General features: G+C 55.7%; 17 protein-coding genes and 1 tRNA gene. 2 read left to right on the forward strand and 16 right to left on the reverse strand.

Annotated elements, in window-relative coordinates; all coding sequences use genetic code 11:
- Positions 1 to 45 precede the first annotated feature (45 nt).
- Both C8D99_RS04335 and rsmA read left to right on the forward strand, forming a co-directional pair.
- Positions 46 to 123, forward strand: a tRNA-Pro gene (locus C8D99_RS04335).
- Positions 124 to 185: 62 nt separating this feature from the next.
- The gene (rsmA, locus tag C8D99_RS04340) at positions 186 to 986 is read left to right on the forward strand and encodes a 16S rRNA (adenine(1518)-N(6)/adenine(1519)-N(6))-dimethyltransferase RsmA (protein WP_133956783.1); all 801 of its coding nucleotides are present in this window, start codon (positions 186 to 188) and stop codon (positions 984 to 986) included.
- A gap of 55 nt (positions 987 to 1,041) precedes the next feature.
- Here rsmA and C8D99_RS04345 read toward each other — a convergent pair whose 3' ends face one another.
- From C8D99_RS04345 to trpS, 16 genes are all read right to left on the reverse strand, one after another.
- Entirely contained in the window at positions 1,042 to 1,317 is a 276-nt protein-coding gene (locus C8D99_RS04345; RefSeq protein WP_133956785.1) for an HU family DNA-binding protein, read from the reverse strand.
- Between the two features lie 123 nt (positions 1,318 to 1,440).
- On the reverse strand, positions 1,441 to 2,757 hold the full coding sequence (gene der, locus C8D99_RS04350; protein WP_133956787.1) for a ribosome biogenesis GTPase Der: 1,317 nt from the start codon (positions 2,755 to 2,757) through the stop codon (positions 1,441 to 1,443).
- Between the two features lie 22 nt (positions 2,758 to 2,779).
- Positions 2,780 to 4,615: a primosomal protein N' family DNA-binding protein gene (locus C8D99_RS04355; RefSeq protein WP_133956789.1), complete on the reverse strand. Its 1,836-nt coding sequence runs from the start codon at positions 4,613 to 4,615 to the stop codon at positions 2,780 to 2,782.
- Positions 4,612 to 5,829, reverse strand: a complete 1,218-nt coding sequence (coaBC, locus tag C8D99_RS04360) for a bifunctional phosphopantothenoylcysteine decarboxylase/phosphopantothenate--cysteine ligase CoaBC (RefSeq protein WP_133956791.1) — start codon at positions 5,827 to 5,829, stop codon at positions 4,612 to 4,614. Before coaBC ends, C8D99_RS04355 begins: the two co-directional genes overlap by 4 nt.
- Before the next feature lie 6 nt (positions 5,830 to 5,835).
- The gene (locus tag C8D99_RS04365) at positions 5,836 to 6,066 is read right to left on the reverse strand and encodes a DNA-directed RNA polymerase subunit omega (RefSeq protein ID WP_133956793.1); all 231 of its coding nucleotides are present in this window, start codon (positions 6,064 to 6,066) and stop codon (positions 5,836 to 5,838) included.
- A complete protein-coding gene (gene gmk, locus C8D99_RS04370) occupies positions 6,063 to 6,650 on the reverse strand; it encodes a guanylate kinase (protein ID WP_133956795.1) in 588 nt (195 codons plus the stop codon). The genes C8D99_RS04365 and gmk overlap by 4 nt, the downstream gene beginning before the upstream one ends.
- A complete protein-coding gene (locus C8D99_RS04375; RefSeq protein ID WP_133956797.1) occupies positions 6,628 to 6,897 on the reverse strand; it encodes a DUF370 domain-containing protein in 270 nt (89 codons plus the stop codon). Before C8D99_RS04375 ends, gmk begins: the two co-directional genes overlap by 23 nt.
- A gap of 5 nt (positions 6,898 to 6,902) precedes the next feature.
- Positions 6,903 to 7,775 carry a YicC/YloC family endoribonuclease gene (locus C8D99_RS04380; protein ID WP_208321075.1) on the reverse strand — a complete coding sequence of 291 codons (873 nt, stop codon included), beginning with the start codon at positions 7,773 to 7,775 and terminating at the stop codon, positions 6,903 to 6,905.
- 8 nt (positions 7,776 to 7,783) lie between these two features.
- Positions 7,784 to 8,911 (reverse strand): GTPase HflX, encoded by a 1,128-nt coding sequence (gene hflX, locus C8D99_RS04385; RefSeq protein WP_133956801.1) that lies wholly within the window; start codon positions 8,909 to 8,911, stop codon positions 7,784 to 7,786.
- Positions 8,912 to 8,916: 5 nt separating this feature from the next.
- Positions 8,917 to 9,555, reverse strand: a complete 639-nt coding sequence (locus tag C8D99_RS04390) for a lysophospholipid acyltransferase family protein (protein ID WP_133956803.1) — start codon at positions 9,553 to 9,555, stop codon at positions 8,917 to 8,919.
- The gene (gene cmk, locus C8D99_RS04395; protein ID WP_133956811.1) at positions 9,539 to 10,231 is read right to left on the reverse strand and encodes a (d)CMP kinase; all 693 of its coding nucleotides are present in this window, start codon (positions 10,229 to 10,231) and stop codon (positions 9,539 to 9,541) included. The genes C8D99_RS04390 and cmk overlap by 17 nt, the downstream gene beginning before the upstream one ends.
- A complete protein-coding gene (locus C8D99_RS04400; protein WP_133956813.1) occupies positions 10,228 to 11,118 on the reverse strand; it encodes an HDOD domain-containing protein in 891 nt (296 codons plus the stop codon). Before C8D99_RS04400 ends, cmk begins: the two co-directional genes overlap by 4 nt.
- 21 nt (positions 11,119 to 11,139) lie before the next feature.
- Positions 11,140 to 11,868 carry a pseudouridine synthase gene (locus C8D99_RS04405; protein ID WP_243833833.1) on the reverse strand — a complete coding sequence of 243 codons (729 nt, stop codon included), beginning with the start codon at positions 11,866 to 11,868 and terminating at the stop codon, positions 11,140 to 11,142.
- Positions 11,861 to 12,484: an SMC-Scp complex subunit ScpB gene (gene scpB, locus C8D99_RS04410; RefSeq protein ID WP_243833834.1), complete on the reverse strand. Its 624-nt coding sequence runs from the start codon at positions 12,482 to 12,484 to the stop codon at positions 11,861 to 11,863. The genes C8D99_RS04405 and scpB overlap by 8 nt, the downstream gene beginning before the upstream one ends.
- A complete protein-coding gene (locus tag C8D99_RS04415) occupies positions 12,477 to 13,256 on the reverse strand; it encodes a segregation and condensation protein A (protein ID WP_133956818.1) in 780 nt (259 codons plus the stop codon). The genes scpB and C8D99_RS04415 overlap by 8 nt, the downstream gene beginning before the upstream one ends.
- 9 nt (positions 13,257 to 13,265) lie before the next feature.
- Positions 13,266 to 14,261, reverse strand: a complete 996-nt coding sequence (gene trpS, locus C8D99_RS04420; protein ID WP_133956820.1) for a tryptophan--tRNA ligase — start codon at positions 14,259 to 14,261, stop codon at positions 13,266 to 13,268.
- Between the last annotated feature and the right edge of the window lie 57 nt (positions 14,262 to 14,318).

The following is a 14,318-nucleotide window of genomic DNA, read 5'->3' on the forward strand; positions in this document are numbered from 1 at the left end:
CCCTTGACCGATGCGCCGGAAAAGGGTAGAATATCCCGGTCAGTACGGGACGTAGCGCAGTCTGGTTAGCGTACCTGCATGGGGTGCAGGTGGTCGGAGGTTCGAATCCTCTCGTCCCGACCAGAAATGACAAGCGGGGTTTTACAGCCCCGCTTTTTTTGTATTCTCATGGGAGTGAAAACAGCATGGTTGAAAGGAAGCCGTTCCGCCATAAAAAGAGCCTGGGGCAGAACTTTCTTGCCGACAGGAACATTCTCCGGAAAATCGTCGAAAGGGCCGCTCCTGCGCCCGGAGATGTTCTTCTGGAGGTGGGAGCGGGCCAGGGAGTGCTCACCAGGGAGCTCCTTGCCTCTCCATGCGCCTTTTTGTACAGCATGGAAATCGACAGGGGACTGGAGCCTTTTCTTTCCGATATCCCCCTTCTCCACCCCGCCCGCTTTCGCCTCATCTGGGGCGACGCGCTGGAGGCAGACTTTTCTCTGCTTTCCCCTGCTCCGGACAAGGTGGTGGCAAACATCCCCTACAATATAACGACCCCCCTGCTCTGGAAACTTCTCGAGACCCTTCCTTCTGCCGCCTATTTTCTGCTCATGGTCCAGAAAGAGGCCGCAGACAGAATGATTGCTCCTCCCGCCACGAAAGAACGGTATCCGCTGGGGGTAACCCTTGAATTGACGGGGAGTGTCCGGAATGTGCTGAATGTTCCGCCGACGGCTTTCCGTCCTGTTCCGGCGGTCAATTCCTGCCTGCTGGAAATATCCCTGGGGAAAGAACACCGGGAACTTGCCACGGACGTCTTTTGGAGAGGAATGCTCAGGAGCGGTTTTGCCCAGAGGAGAAAAAAGCTGCTGAAAAACCTGAAGGCCTTCAGGGATGATGTTCCGTGGCCGGAGGTATTTGCAGATCTGGGGATAGGGGAGAATTCGAGGGCTGAAGAGCTTTCCGGAGAAAAATGGCTTGCATTGTACCGGAGAGCAAAAAAATGAAGGCCTCTTCTTCAAAAAAAGAGAAGAGGCCAACCAAAAAAAGAAAGGAGAGCGATTATTCCACCTTGTCCTTGAGAGCTTTTCCGGGCCTGAAAACGGGAACCTTCTTCGCAGGGATCTTGATGACTTTCTTGGGATCCTGGGGGTTCCGGCCTTCACGGGCAGCTCTTTCACGGACTTCGAACGTTCCGAAGCCAACCAGCTGAACCTTTTCACCCTTTGCAAGGGCACTTTCGATGGCTTCGAAAATCGCTCCGACGGCAGCGCCGGAAGCCTTTTTGTTCAACCCTGTCGCCTTTGCAACCTCAGTTACGAGTTCTGCTTTGGTCACCTTTTACAGCCTCCTCTGGATTAAAATGTGGTACCGGTTCGAGTAAAATAAAGCCAACTCAGGTCCGAACCATCATTACGTTTATTATTACCAGCAAGTCCAGTTCTGGTCAAGCATTAAACTTCATTTTTCCTCTTTTCCCCGCCAGAAAATGCGAAGAGGTACCCCTTCGAAGTCTTCAAGTTCCCGCAATTCGTTTTCGATATGGTTTTCAAATGCCTTTTCAGCCAGTTCCGGATAATTGACGAAAAAGATAAACGTCGGCGGCTCGATCTCTGCCTGGGTACAGTAAAATATCTTGAAAGCTCTCCCCCTGTTGTCGGTGGGAAGCCTGTCAAAGGCGAGGATATCACGGAGAAGCCTGTTTAATAAAGTGGTTTTTATCCGTTTCTTCCGGTTTTCGAACACTTTGATCACAAGGTCCGATATTTTCTGCATCCCTCTTCCCGTAAGGGCAGAGACGAAATGCACAGGCGCATGGGAAACGAAGACCATTTCATCCTTTAGCTTCTTTTTCATGGAATCTCCGAGGGTCTCTTTCTTCCCGAGGAGATCCCATTTGTTCAGAAGAAGCACAATCCCTTTTCCCCGTTCGATGATTTCCCCCGCAAGTTTTTTGTCCTGATCGGTAAAGGGCTCTTCGGCATCCATTACGAGGAGGGCGACATCGCACCTGTCGATGGCCTGAAGTGTTCTCACGTAGGAATAATATTCGATGTTGTCTTCGACCCGGCTTTTTCTCCTCAGGCCGGCGGTGTCGATCAGGCGGAATGTGGTGTCGCCAATTTTTACAAGGGTGTCGAGGGCATCCCTGGTAGTTCCGGGTATATCGCTCACCAGGGCCCGCTCTTCCCCTGCAAGCCGGTTGAGGATACTTGATTTGCCCACGTTCGGCCTGCCTACGATGGCCACTCTCACGGCACTGTCATCCTGGGGGACGGGAGCGTCTTTGGGAATCTTATCAAGAATGAGGTCCAGAAGGTCGTAAATATATCTTTTGTGTTCGGCGCTGATCCCTATGACATCCTCAAATCCCAGGGAGTAGGCCTGAAAGACGGAGTCTTCGTGGACTCCCTCGTCAATTTTATTTGCCACGACGATGACGGGTTTTCCTGATTTTCTCAGCATATCTGCAACGTCTTCGTCCATCCACGTGGGGCCTTCCCTTCCATTGATGACGAAGAGGACGAGATCGCTTTCGGCGATGGCCGTCGCGACCTGCTGTCTCATACCGTGGACGAAGGCGTTTTCATCCTTGGCGAGAAAACCCCCGGTGTCGATAACGTAAAACTTTCTTTCCCTCCACTCCACCTCGCCGTACAGCCTGTCCCTGGTTACCCCCGGCATATCGTCGACGATGGCTTCCCGCCGGCCGATAAGCCGGTTGAAAAGCGATGATTTGCCGACATTCGGTCTTCCGATGATGGATACTACTGGCATGGATACTATTTCCTCCTTGGGCTCAATCTATCCAGACGGTAATTTCGGGAAAACCGGTCCTGGAGTTTCCTATGGAAAAAAAGGGAGCAAGGGCATTCTGAACCCTGGACGGTGAAGGAACCGTCACCCAGAAGACAAGAGGCGGTTCTCCCGGATCCATCGGGACCAGCCCTGTTTCCTCCAGTTTCGCCATTATACTCTCTTTCAGGCGCTGGGAAGGAGACTTGATCTCGAGAAGAAACGAAAAAGGAGGCAGCTCGAGTTCCCTTCTTTCGCGGAGTTCATCGTTCCAGAAATGATCCCAGCCGAGAAGCATCCCCTTTTGCCACCCGCTGCCCGGACGCCTGCTCTGGAGGAGGACGGTGCGCCCATCCGGGCTTCCTCTCCAGAGAGATTCCCACATCATGGAAAAGGCCGTGAATTTCGCCTGAAATGAAACACTCCTCACTTCGCTGTCGGCGTCGATCCACGCAGCGAAGCCCACGTCGGCCATGTCGCACAGAGCCAGGGCGGAACGGGTTCCCAGGACGATGCCCCCCTCCGCGAATTCTTTTCTGAGTTCCTGGGCTGCCTTCTTTCCCGAGGCTTTTGTTCCATCCCAGACAAGCACCGGTTTCTTATCAGGCGCTGCCGCCCGGGCCACTGGAAGGAGGGCCTCAAGACCGGGGCGCTTCCCTGTGAGAAGGACTCCCCTGCAGGAGGGGCAGGCCTCAGGAAGGGGGAAAACCCTGCCGCAGGAAGTGCATCTGAGTCTCCGGCGTTTTTCCTCCCAGGCTGCGACCCGTCCGCAGAAACTGCATAAAAGGGGATTTCCGCATTCCTCGCAGGCCACCTCGCCTGCGTATCCCTTTCTGTCCAGAAGCCAGAGAGCCGTTTTCCCCGCGGCAAGGACCCGCGTTGTTTCTGAGAAAAGCGCGGCGGAAAGGGGAAGGGAACCCGAGATGCCCTGGAATTCGGAAGAAAAGCTGTCTTTCAGATCCACAAGCTTTACTGACTCCCGGGGAGGGCGCCGGGTGCATTTCGGTTTTCCGCGAAGGTATACCCTCGAGGAAGGCAGCCGTCCTGAAAGGATGAGGGCCGCTTGTGCCAAAAGGGCCTTTCTGGCGGCAACCGACCTGATGTTGAGAAAGGGGCGCCTGTAGGTCCTGTAAGCGCCGCTGCTTTCTTCATCCACAATGACGGAGCGGATACGGCAGAGCGGGGCGAAAACGGCTCCCGGCCCCCCGATAATGCCTCTAACCCGCCCCATTCGTGCTGCAAGCCAGGCATCGTGCAGTTTTTTCCCTCCTGTCGGGGGCCACAGGAGAGAAGTTTCCCTGGCCGTGGGTGAAAGAACGTCAAAAAACGCTGCTGCCATCCTCTGTTCCGGGAAAAGGGCAAGGAAGGGATGACCGTTGTTCAGGGATTCTGCAAGTTTTTTCCACCGGGAGGAGGTGTCGCATTCATAGAGGAACATCTCTTCGTACTGGCCGGGGACCTCCGGAAAAGGCCCTTCTGCTGGGGTAAAGTCTTCAAGAGAGCCGGGGCAGGAGAGAACGTCAGGCGGCACGGCAATTTTCAAAACCTCGCCGGGACCGCAGAGGAAGGTCTTTCCGGTCCAGTTGATGAGATCGAGTTCTTCGTCCGTTACCAGGGGGCCGCCATCGCAAAGAATCTCCGCCTGACGAACGGTGAATGATTCTTTTTCCGGAAGGGAGGCAAAAAATGAATCCGCTATTCCGAACCGCGTTCCCCTGCCTACAGGTATCCTCAGGCGGCATCCGCGGGGAAGGGGTGAAGGCAGTTCATAGGTCAGGGGGTTCCACCATGGTCCCGGTACGATGACATTGCAGAAACAGGGAGCCCCCACATTATTCACAGAAGCCAGTCCTCTTCAAGAATTCTGTTCCACACCCTTTCGGCCACATCCTCCTTTGTTCCGGAGAATTCGTCGGCGCTCCCGTCCCTGGAAAGAAGCCTGACCGAGTTGGTGTCGGTCCCGAAACCTGAACCGGAGGCGGTTATGTCATTGGCAACAATATAATCGAGATTTTTCCGCTTCATTTTTTCGGAGGCGTTGGCCAGCAGGTCGTGGCTTTCAGCGGCGAAGCCGATGAGAGTCTGTCCCTGCCGCTTCCGCTCCCCGAGCGAAGCGGCAATGTCCGTGTTCTGGACCAGGTCCACCGTGACAGCGTCGGCATTCGCCCTCTTGATTTTTCTGTCGCTGAAGGAGGCTGCCCGGAAATCGCCCACTGCGGCCGCCTTGACGATATAGTCCATTTCTTCTGAAAGGGCCAGAACCGTCCGCTTCATTTCCTCTGCAGACACAACGGACTTGACGTCAAACCCGCTGAGGTTGGAAAAGGCGGCAGGACCATGGACAAAGGTTACCGAGGCGCCTCTGTACCATGCAGATCTCGCCATGGCATACCCCATCTTCCCCGTGCTGGGATTGCTGAGAAACCTGACGGGATCAAGAAATTCCCAGGTGGGGCCGGCGGTGACGAGGACATTTTTTCCCTCGAGTTTTTTTGAAGGGCACAGGGTTTTCCACATTTCCTCCAGAATAACCTCCACGGAGGGGAGCCTGCCTTTGCCTTCGTATCCGCATGCCAGGCTTCCCGTTTCCGGATCGGCAATGATGATTCCCGTTTCCTTCAGGATTTCCATGTTTCTGGCCGTAGCGGGATGATTGAGCATATTCACGTTCATTGCCGGGAACACCACTACGGGCGCTCCGGTAGCAAGGAGCAGAGAGCAGAGCAATTCCTTTCCCGCCCCCCTGGCCATGTTCGACAGTGTTTCCGCTGTGCAGGGGGCGACGATGACCACATCAGCCCAGTCCGCCAGCGTAATATGGGGTATTTTCCACCCCGCGTCATCGGAAAGGAAGTCGGATTGTCTCCAGACCCGTTTGCCGGCCAGTGTGGACAGTACCATGGGGCTGACGAACTTTTCGCCGTCGGAGGTGAGCACTGCCTCCACGTCACACCCGGATTTCACGAGAGCACGTACGATCTCCGGGGTCTTATAGGCGGAAATGCCTCCCGTTATGCCGAGAACGACTTTTCTCTTCTGCTTCCAGTCAGGCATGGCGAATCAGGAATCGGCTCCGTTCTCCGGGGCGGATTCCTGCTCCAGGGAGAGGCGGACTGCGCCGAGATCAAATTCCTGAAGGGCTGTGGAGATGAATTTTTCGTTGTCCTCATCAAGGGTACGCCCTTTCTGTTCGCTGAGAGCCCGGGCACGGGCTGCCACTGCGGCGGTGAGGAGATATTTGTTGTTTATACCCTGTTTTTGGGCCAGAGAATCCATATCGTAGAAAATCATTTTCGTTCCTCCCTGATTGATCTGTAGCCGGTAATTACGGACTTCAGTTCTTCGGAAGCCCGTTCGGCGTCATCGTTCACTATAACGTAATCATAATCTTTGGCTTTCATCATCTCAAGCCTGGCATTTTTCATCCTGAGCCGGAGATGTTCACCGCTCTCCGTTCCCCTTTCCCTCAGGCGGTGCTCAAGTTCTTCGAGGGAAGGAGGAGAGACGAACACAAGGACGCTCTCGGGCATTTTTTCCCTTATCTGGAAAGCTCCCTGGACGTCAATTTCGAGTACCATATCAAGGCCGCCTGAAAGTGCCTGCTCCACGTCTTCCCTGAGGGTTCCGTAGTAATGTCCATGGACTTCCGCATGTTCGAGAAACTTGTCCTCCTTCAGAAGGGAAAGAAAGGCTTCTTCGGAAATAAACCGATAGTCTATGCCCTCCTTCTCTCCCTGCCGGGGAGGCCTTGTGGTGCATGATATCGAAAAACGGATGCCCTGCACCGTTTCGAAGACTTTTTTCCGCAGTGTTCCCTTGCCGGCGCCGCTTGGGCCGGAAAGGACAAAGAGCTTACCCCTGTCCGAGCGATTCATCCTCAATATCTTCCTCGAATCTGTTCACGATTGTCTCGGGCTGAATTGCCGAAAGCACTACATGGTTGCTGTCGGTGATCAGAATCGCCCTCGTTTTTCGGCCCTGGGTGGCGTCAATGAGCCTGCCCTGTTCCTTCGCTTCCTCCTTGAGACGCTTGATGGGAGCCGAGGTGGGATGAATGATTGCCACGATCCTCTCCCCTACGATCATATTGCCGAATCCGATATGAACAAGCTTTGCCGTCATCACGGTCACTCCACGTTCTGAACCTGTTCCCGGATTTTCTCCAGGAGAGTCTTTGCCTCCACCACCATCCAGCGGAGCTCGGCATCCGTTATTTTGGATCCCATGGTATTGACTTCCCGATTCATCTCCTGAATCAGGAAATCAAGTTTTCTCCCCTCGGAAGAGGGGCCTTCAAGGATGGTGCGGAATTGTCTGCAATGGCTCCTGGAACGGACGAACTCTTCGGAAATGTCCCATTTGTCCCCCATAAGGGCAAGTTCCTGGGCTACCCGCCCCTGATCAGCTTCAGTCGTCACTCCTTCAAGCAGAAGGGTGACCCGTTTCCTGAGTTCTTCGAAGAGCTCCTCCTTTTTTCCGGTCCAGTATTTTTCAATGGAACCGACGAGGGATTCAAAGGAGGAAAGATACCCGTCGACCGCCCGCCGCAGGTTCTCACCCTCTCTTTCCCGCATCCCGGCAAGGCTTGTAATTCCGGTCCCCACGATTTCTTCAAGGGCCCCGCCCACCTGCCCCTCCACCATGGAGAGCACGGAGGGCGAGTCGAGAACGCCCGGAAGGGACAGAAGGGACGGAAGCCCCGGTTTCTGCCCGGTTCCGAGTTCCTCCGAGAGAGAGAGGATCTGGGTATAATAATTGCGGAGGACGTCCCCGTCAATGGCGAGGGCCCTGTACCTCGGAGCCCAGCTTATTTCGGCGAAGAACCGTACCTTCCCCCGTCCCAGGCCGGAACGGAGAAGGCCTCCGATTGCCGATTCGAAGGAGGCGAGTTCCCTCGGCAGACGGATCGTAAGTTCCTGGTACCTGTGGTTCACCGAGGAAATCTCTATGGTGAGGGTTCCCCACTCGAAGTTTCTGCTTTCCCTTGTAAAACCCGTCATGCTGCGTATCATGAGTCCCCATTCCCTTCTCTGGAAATCGTCTCCGTCTTTTGGAGAAAGGCGTCAAGGGTTGCGAGCAGCTCGGGCAACCCTGTTCCGGAAAGGGCGCTGATTGAAACGGCTGCTTCTCCCGCCTCCCTGAACTTCTCCTCCACAGCCCGGCTTTCATCCGGGGCGAGAAGATCGCATTTGTTCAGGGCAAAAAAACGGGGAATCTCTCCTCCGCCGATCTCCTGAACAGTTTTCTCGACGACTTCCCGAACCTCCTGGTAATCCGGAGCGGCTACATCCAGAACAAAAACGAGAAAAGCGGACGACACGATTTCTTCCAGTGTTGTCCTGAAAGCCGCCACGAGGCCGGGAGGAAGGTCCCTGATGAAGCCCACTGTATCGGAAAGCAGAATCTCCCTTCCCGACGGCAGTCTCACTTTCCTCATGAACGTATCCAGGGTTGAAAAGAGCCTGTTCTCCGCCACAAGAGACGCATCCCTGCTCAGCGCCCTGAGGAGGGATGATTTTCCGCTGTTCGTATATCCCACCAGCGAAACAACGGGAAGATTCATTTTCTTCCTCCGGTCACGCTGCAGGGTCCTCTTTCTTTTCAGCACTCCGAGTTTTTTGCTGATGTCCCGCACACGCCGCTCAAGCTTTCTCCTGTGGCGCTCGAATTCCGTCTCTCCCGGGCCCCTGGTCCCGATTCCGCCCCCGAGGCGGGACATCTGCGCTCCGAGTCCCTTCAGGTGAGGTATCTCATATTTGCACAGCGCCATCTCCACCTGCATTTTCGCTTCGGAAGAACTTGCCCGGAGCTCGAAGATTTTCATAATGACAAAGGGCCGGTCCCACACCTCCACGCCTGTGGCTTTCTGGAGGTTGTTTTTCTGCCCCGGAGTCAGCGATTCGTTGCATACGAGAAGCGTTGCGCCCACGCTTTTGCAGAAGAGAGCCAGTTCTTCCGCCTTGCCTTTCCCTAGGAGAAAAGCCGGGTCGGGCCTGCTTCGCCGCTGTATGACCGAACCTGCGGACGCTATGCCCAGATTTCCGAGGAGAAGCTCCAGCTCCTCAAGAAGCACCGAGGGAGAAAAAGGCTGATCCGGGAGTTCCAGTCCCGCTATCACCGCCTTACGTTCAGGCATGACCGTCAAAGAAGGGCCCGGGCCCTGGGCTCGAGGGAAACCAGTTCTTCTTCCAGTTTTTTGAGCAGCAGATCTCGCCCCTCCCTGCCAAGTCTTGCATATTCTGCTGTTTCAATGGTCTCGCCGACAACCACCGAAAGATGGAGGGGCTTGACGAATTTTGAGCCCGGAGGCATGGCCTCGAAAGTTCCGGCGACAAAGGCCGGGACGACCGGTGCGCCCGATTTCAGGGCGATAAGGGCGGCCCCTCCTTCAAGGGGTTGGAGCTTTCCGTCCAGAGATCGGCCTCCCTCCGGAAACAGAAGCACATTTTCACCGTCATCGAGCAGCTTCAAAAATGCCCTCAATGCGGCTCCGGCGCTCTGGCTGTCCTGTTTCAGCACTGGAGTGGCGCCCAGTGCACGGACCATGCTCCCGAAAATGAAGGGCTCAAAGAGCTCTGCCTTGGCGAGAAAGCGGAGCCTTCCGGGGAAAATTGCTCCCATGACCACGGGGTCAAGGTTGCTGCAGTGATTGGCTATGACGATGTAATTCCGGCGCGGAAGCGGAGAGAGCCAACGGATTGAAATCCTGTTGTACACCTTGAGGGAGATGTAAAAGAACCATTTTACAAAAAAATAAAAGAGTTTATTGGACAGCGTCATTATGATTCTCCTTGTTCAGGATTTCTCTCACCAGAGCGAGCACACTGCCGGTCACTTCCCCGATAGTCAGTCCGTCGGTACTCAGCTCGACCGCGTCATCGGCCTTCCGCAGCGGAGCTGTGGAGCGGCTGCTGTCCGCCCGGTCCCTCTCCCGTATCTGTTCAAGCACATCTTCATAGCGTGCGTTTTCCTTCCGCTCCCTGAGTTCGAGAAAACGGCGCCGTGCCCTTTCCTCGTCAGATGCGGTGAGGAAAATCTTCACCCGGGCATCAGGAAATACGACGGTCGCCATGTCTCGCCCGTCCGCTACAAGACCTTTCCTTTTTCCCTGTTCCCGCTGGAGGTCAAGGAGGCGGTTCCTGACCATGGGCAGCGATGCGTAGGCGGAAACAACGGTGTCGATGCGGGGAGTGCGTATTTCGGCCCCGACGTTTTTTCCCTCGAGCAGGATTTCTTTTTCGGTTATTTCCAGGGAGACCTCCTGAAGGGCTGAATACAGTGCATCGCATTCCACGGGCGGAATGCCCCTGGCGTCAAGAAAGAGGGCAAGCGCCCTGTACAACGCCCCGGTGTCAAGATAGGGAACCCCCAGGGATCCGGCTACCAGTTTCGCCACGGTGCTTTTTCCGGCTCCGGCCGGTCCGTCGATGGCCACAATGAGCGGCTGGGCCGTCATTGGAAAGCTTCCTCCATTTCCGACAGCTCCGCCTCTGCCTGGGCGACGAAATCCACCAATTCGGACATGAGAAGTTCATAATCGGTGATGCCGAGCCTTTCCAGCGACTCTGGATAGAGATAGCTCTGGAGGCCGTCGGCGCCGAGTCCGACGCCGAGCATGAGGCAGAGGGAGTTTGCGATATGGACCACGTCGACCAGGGGTTGGTATTTCGGTTCCTGAAGGGCGTTGGGAGAGTGGTGATACGCCACCGCAAATCTGAAGGGGTCGGGAAGTCCCCATTTTTCTACCAGAAGGGTTCCCACAGCGGCGTGGTCAAACCCGAGAACCTGGACTTCGGCGTCGAGGAAGGGAATCTGCTGCTCCTCCACCAGTTTGACGATGATGCCGTATCCGAAACGGACATAATCGTTCAGCACCACTTTCCCGATATCGTGAAGAAGCCCTCCGACGTAGGCTTCTTCCGGAAGGGCTTTCCTGGTCTTCTGGGAAATGTACCGTGCCGCATAGGCCACGGTGAGGGAATGGCGCCAGAGGGCTCCCCTGTCAAGGGCATATCCCGTGAGGGATTTGTCCATCACGGAGTAAACCGAGGCCGAGAGAACGATGTTGCTGATGTTCTTGTACCCCAGGAGAGCGATGGCTTCCGCGACGCTCGAAATCTCCCTGGAAATTCCATAGGCAGCGGAATTGGCCAGCTTGAGGGTCCGGATAACAAGCCCCTCGTCCCGGGAAAGGCTGGCGGCCACATCCTGGGCGCTGCTGTCCGGGTCATTCAGTTTGCGCATCGTTTCCACGACGAACTGCGGAAAAGATTTGATTTCCTTTATTTTGTTGAGGATGCGTGTTTTAATGAGTTCCCGTGACCGCTCGTCAATTCCGTCCATCTTCCGCCCTCCTTGAATGACCTAAACGCTTCCCCCCGACCGGATCGCATTCCAGAGTTCCCCGCGGGACATCTCGACGAACTTTCCCGCAGGAAGTTCCTTCAGCTCCATTTTACCAATTCTTTTCCGAACAAGCACTTCGACTTCAAAGCCGAGACTTTGGGCCATCCGGCGCACCTCCCGCTTGACCCCCTCCGCCAGGACCACGGAGACCCACCTGCCCGCTGGTTCCCGGTCAAGGATAAGAACACTTGCCGGCTTCAGCAGACGCCCGTCGAGCTCCACGCCGGAAAGCCACTCCCTGGCGGATTTCCGGTTAATTTCCCTGTCGAGAAGGGCGTGGTATTCCCGCAGTATTCTCCGGGAGGGGTGCAGCACCTCCTGGGCGAAGGTGCCGTCATTGGTGAGGATCAGCAGGCCTTCTGTTTCCCTGTCGAGCCGACCCACGGGAAACAGGCGGAAGGAGCGGTACTTTTCCGGAAGCAGGCCGGCTATGACCGGATCAAAGGGATCGCTGACGGAACAGACCCAGCCCGCAGGCTTGTTCATAACGACGTACACTTTGCTTTCAGGCTGAACACGGCTGCCGTCGACGGTAACTTCATTTCCTTCGTCCACACGGTATGCCGGCATGAGAACCACCTTTCCGTCCACCTTAACACGGCCGGAAGAAATGATATCCTCGACCTTTCTTCTCGCTCCCAGCCCGCACATGGCCAGGAACCTGTTGAGCCTGATCCCTTCATTCACGGCAGATCATCCCCTCTCCGCCGTCCCCGATTTCTTTCGGCTGACCGGCCGATTCCTTCCGGGGCTTTTCTTCGGGCGGCGGCGCAAGTTCCTGAAGCTCCTCAAGGGTGGGAAGTTCTGAAATGGAGGAAAGGCCGAAGGTCTCCAGAAAGAGGTCCGTGGTCCTGTAGAGCAGCGGTGAGCCGGTGCCTTTTTTTCTTCCGGCGATTCTGATCATCCCGTGAGAAAGGAGTGTTTCAATCACCCGTTCGCACCTGACCCCCCGGATGTCCTCCACTTCGCTCCTGGTCACCGGCTGGTTGTAGGCGATCACGGCCAGCGTTTCGACCGCTGCCCTGCTCAGGCGGATCTTCTGCGTCTGGGCTGTATCGCGGAACAGGGAGACTGTATCGGCCACGTCCTCTGCCGTCACCATCCGCCATCCTCCTGCAGTTTCCTGGAGGAGAAGCCCCGATCCGGTCCTCCTGAGGAAGTCTCCGAGTCGCCGTATTTCTCCTGAGATGATTGAAAGAGGCAGGGACAGGACCTCTGCAAGTTCCGCAGCCGCAACAGGAGTTCCGGCGACGAAGAGGATCGCCTGAATCCTTCGGCCGGTGTCGGAAATGCCTTCAGACACTGTATATGAGCACATCCCTGAACAGCTCCTCCTGTACGATGCGGATTCGCCCCATTCTGCTCATTTCGAGCAGGGAAAGAAGCGTCACGACGAAAACGCCCACGTTTCTGCCGTTTCCGAGAAGGCCCGAGAAGGAGAACGCCGGGGATTTTTTGAGAATCCCCATTATCTCCGAAATCTTCATGTCGATCTGCTCCTCATCCGGCAGCGGAACAGGCATTCCTTCCCAGTCATCTTCCCTGTCCATCCAGGAGAGCTTTCCCGAAGAACCGGAGGACCTTTTTTCTTCCAGAAGGTCCCACCAGAGACTGCACAGTCCGTAGAGGTCGCCGAGGTCCCAGGATTGTCCTTCTTCCCCGGAGGAAGGACGGAAAAAAACGAAATCCTGCTTTTCCTTCCTGTTCCAAAGGAAAAAGGCTGCTTTCCGGTATGGCCTGTACCGGGAAAGTTTTTCCTCCACATCGTACCCGTCAAGGGGTTCATCTTCCATGCCGGACTGGTCATCTTCCTGCCCTCCGGCTTTCCCCGGGAGAAGGAACCTGATCTTGTTCAGCACCAGAGAGGCCGCCAGGGTCAAAAATTCGGAGACCACGGCAACGGAGACCCGCCTCGTGTTGGCCAGGTAGGCTCCGTAGATCCTGACGGCCTGACCGACGGAAATACCGGCCGCATCGAGCTGTCTGTTTTCCACCAGGTAGCATAGCAGGTCGAAAGGGCCGGAAAAACCGCTTACCTCCGCCTGAAAACCGCTCAGGTTGTGGTTCGGAACCACATCATCGACCTACCCTCTCCGGACGAATCCCAGGGCGGCCACAACCTCGTCCATGGTTTTGCGGGCGACAGCCCCGGCCTTCACTGCTCCCTCCCTGAGGATGTCCCCGAGAAGATCGGGATTTTTTTCGTAATATGCCCGTTTCTCCCGTATGGGGTTCATTACCCTCTCCACATGAACCTTCAGCTTCTTCTTGCAGTCCACGCAGCCGATGCCTGCGGTCCTGCAGCCCTCCGCTATCTCGGCTTTTTCACTGTCGCTGTTGTTGAAGACCTTGTGGATATCCCAGACAGGGCATTTTTCCGGATCGCCGGGGTCGGTGCGTTTTTCCCGGGCAGGGTCGGTCACCATGGTCCGCAGTTTGTTCCAGACATCCTCAGGGCTGTCGGCAAGGTTGATCGAATTTCCGTAGGATTTGCTCATTTTCTTGCCGTCCGTTCCGGGAACCTTCGGAGTGGGGGTCAGCATGATCTGGGGTTCGACCAGGACCTCCCCGAAAAAGCCGTTGAATCTCCGCACCATTTCCCTGGCAATTTCCAGGTGGGCGCTCTGATCCTCGCCCACGGGCACGATCCCCGCCTTGTACAGAAGAATGTCCGCCGCCATGAGGACAGGGTATCCGAGGAAAGCATAATTGCTGAGGTCCTTGTTCTGTATGTTGATGATCTGTTCCTTGTACGTGGGGCATCTCTGGAGCCAGCCGAGCGGTGTGACCATGGAAAGGGCAAGATGCAGCTCCGCGTGCTGGGGGACGTGGGACTGAACGAAAATGACGCACTTTTCAGGGTCAAGGCCGGAGGAAAGCCAGTCGATAAGGACCTCCCTGCAGTTTGATTCTATTTTGGAGCTGTCGGCATAGTCCGACATGAGGGCATGCCAGTCAACAATGCTGTAGAAGCAATCATACCCATCCTGGAGCTTGATCCAATTCGTCAGGGCTCCCGCAAGATGCCCAAGGTGGAGCTGTCCTGTGGGTCTCATTCCGCTGAAAACACGCTGGTTCATTTCTAACCACCTCGAATGGGAAATGTCCGGAAAAATCCGTCAAAAAATCTAAGATAT

Source organism: Aminivibrio pyruvatiphilus, from assembly GCF_004366815.1.
Lineage (GTDB): Bacteria > Synergistota > Synergistia > Synergistales > Aminobacteriaceae > Aminivibrio > Aminivibrio pyruvatiphilus.

Bases quoted from the DNA above. Each gene is read 5' to 3' on its own strand.
- rsmA (WP_133956783.1), top strand. From the start codon at position 186: ATGGTTGAAAGGAAGCCGTTCCGCCATAAAAAGAGCCTGGGGCAGAAC.
- der (WP_133956787.1), bottom strand. From the start codon at position 2,757: ATGCCAGTAGTATCCATCATCGGAAGACCGAATGTCGGCAAATCATCG.
- coaBC (WP_133956791.1), bottom strand. From the start codon at position 5,829: ATGCCTGACTGGAAGCAGAAGAGAAAAGTCGTTCTCGGCATAACGGGA.
- C8D99_RS04365 (WP_133956793.1), bottom strand. From the start codon at position 6,066: ATGATTTTCTACGATATGGATTCTCTGGCCCAAAAACAGGGTATAAAC.
- gmk (WP_133956795.1), bottom strand. From the start codon at position 6,650: ATGAATCGCTCGGACAGGGGTAAGCTCTTTGTCCTTTCCGGCCCAAGC.
- C8D99_RS04375 (WP_133956797.1), bottom strand. From the start codon at position 6,897: ATGACGGCAAAGCTTGTTCATATCGGATTCGGCAATATGATCGTAGGG.
- C8D99_RS04380 (WP_208321075.1), bottom strand. From the start codon at position 7,775: ATGACGGGTTTTACAAGGGAAAGCAGAAACTTCGAGTGGGGAACCCTC.
- hflX (WP_133956801.1), bottom strand. From the start codon at position 8,911: ATGCCTGAACGTAAGGCGGTGATAGCGGGACTGGAACTCCCGGATCAG.
- C8D99_RS04390 (WP_133956803.1), bottom strand. From the start codon at position 9,555: ATGACGCTGTCCAATAAACTCTTTTATTTTTTTGTAAAATGGTTCTTT.
- cmk (WP_133956811.1), bottom strand. From the start codon at position 10,231: ATGACGGCCCAGCCGCTCATTGTGGCCATCGACGGACCGGCCGGAGCC.
- C8D99_RS04400 (WP_133956813.1), bottom strand. From the start codon at position 11,118: ATGGACGGAATTGACGAGCGGTCACGGGAACTCATTAAAACACGCATC.
- trpS (WP_133956820.1), bottom strand. From the start codon at position 14,261: ATGAACCAGCGTGTTTTCAGCGGAATGAGACCCACAGGACAGCTCCAC.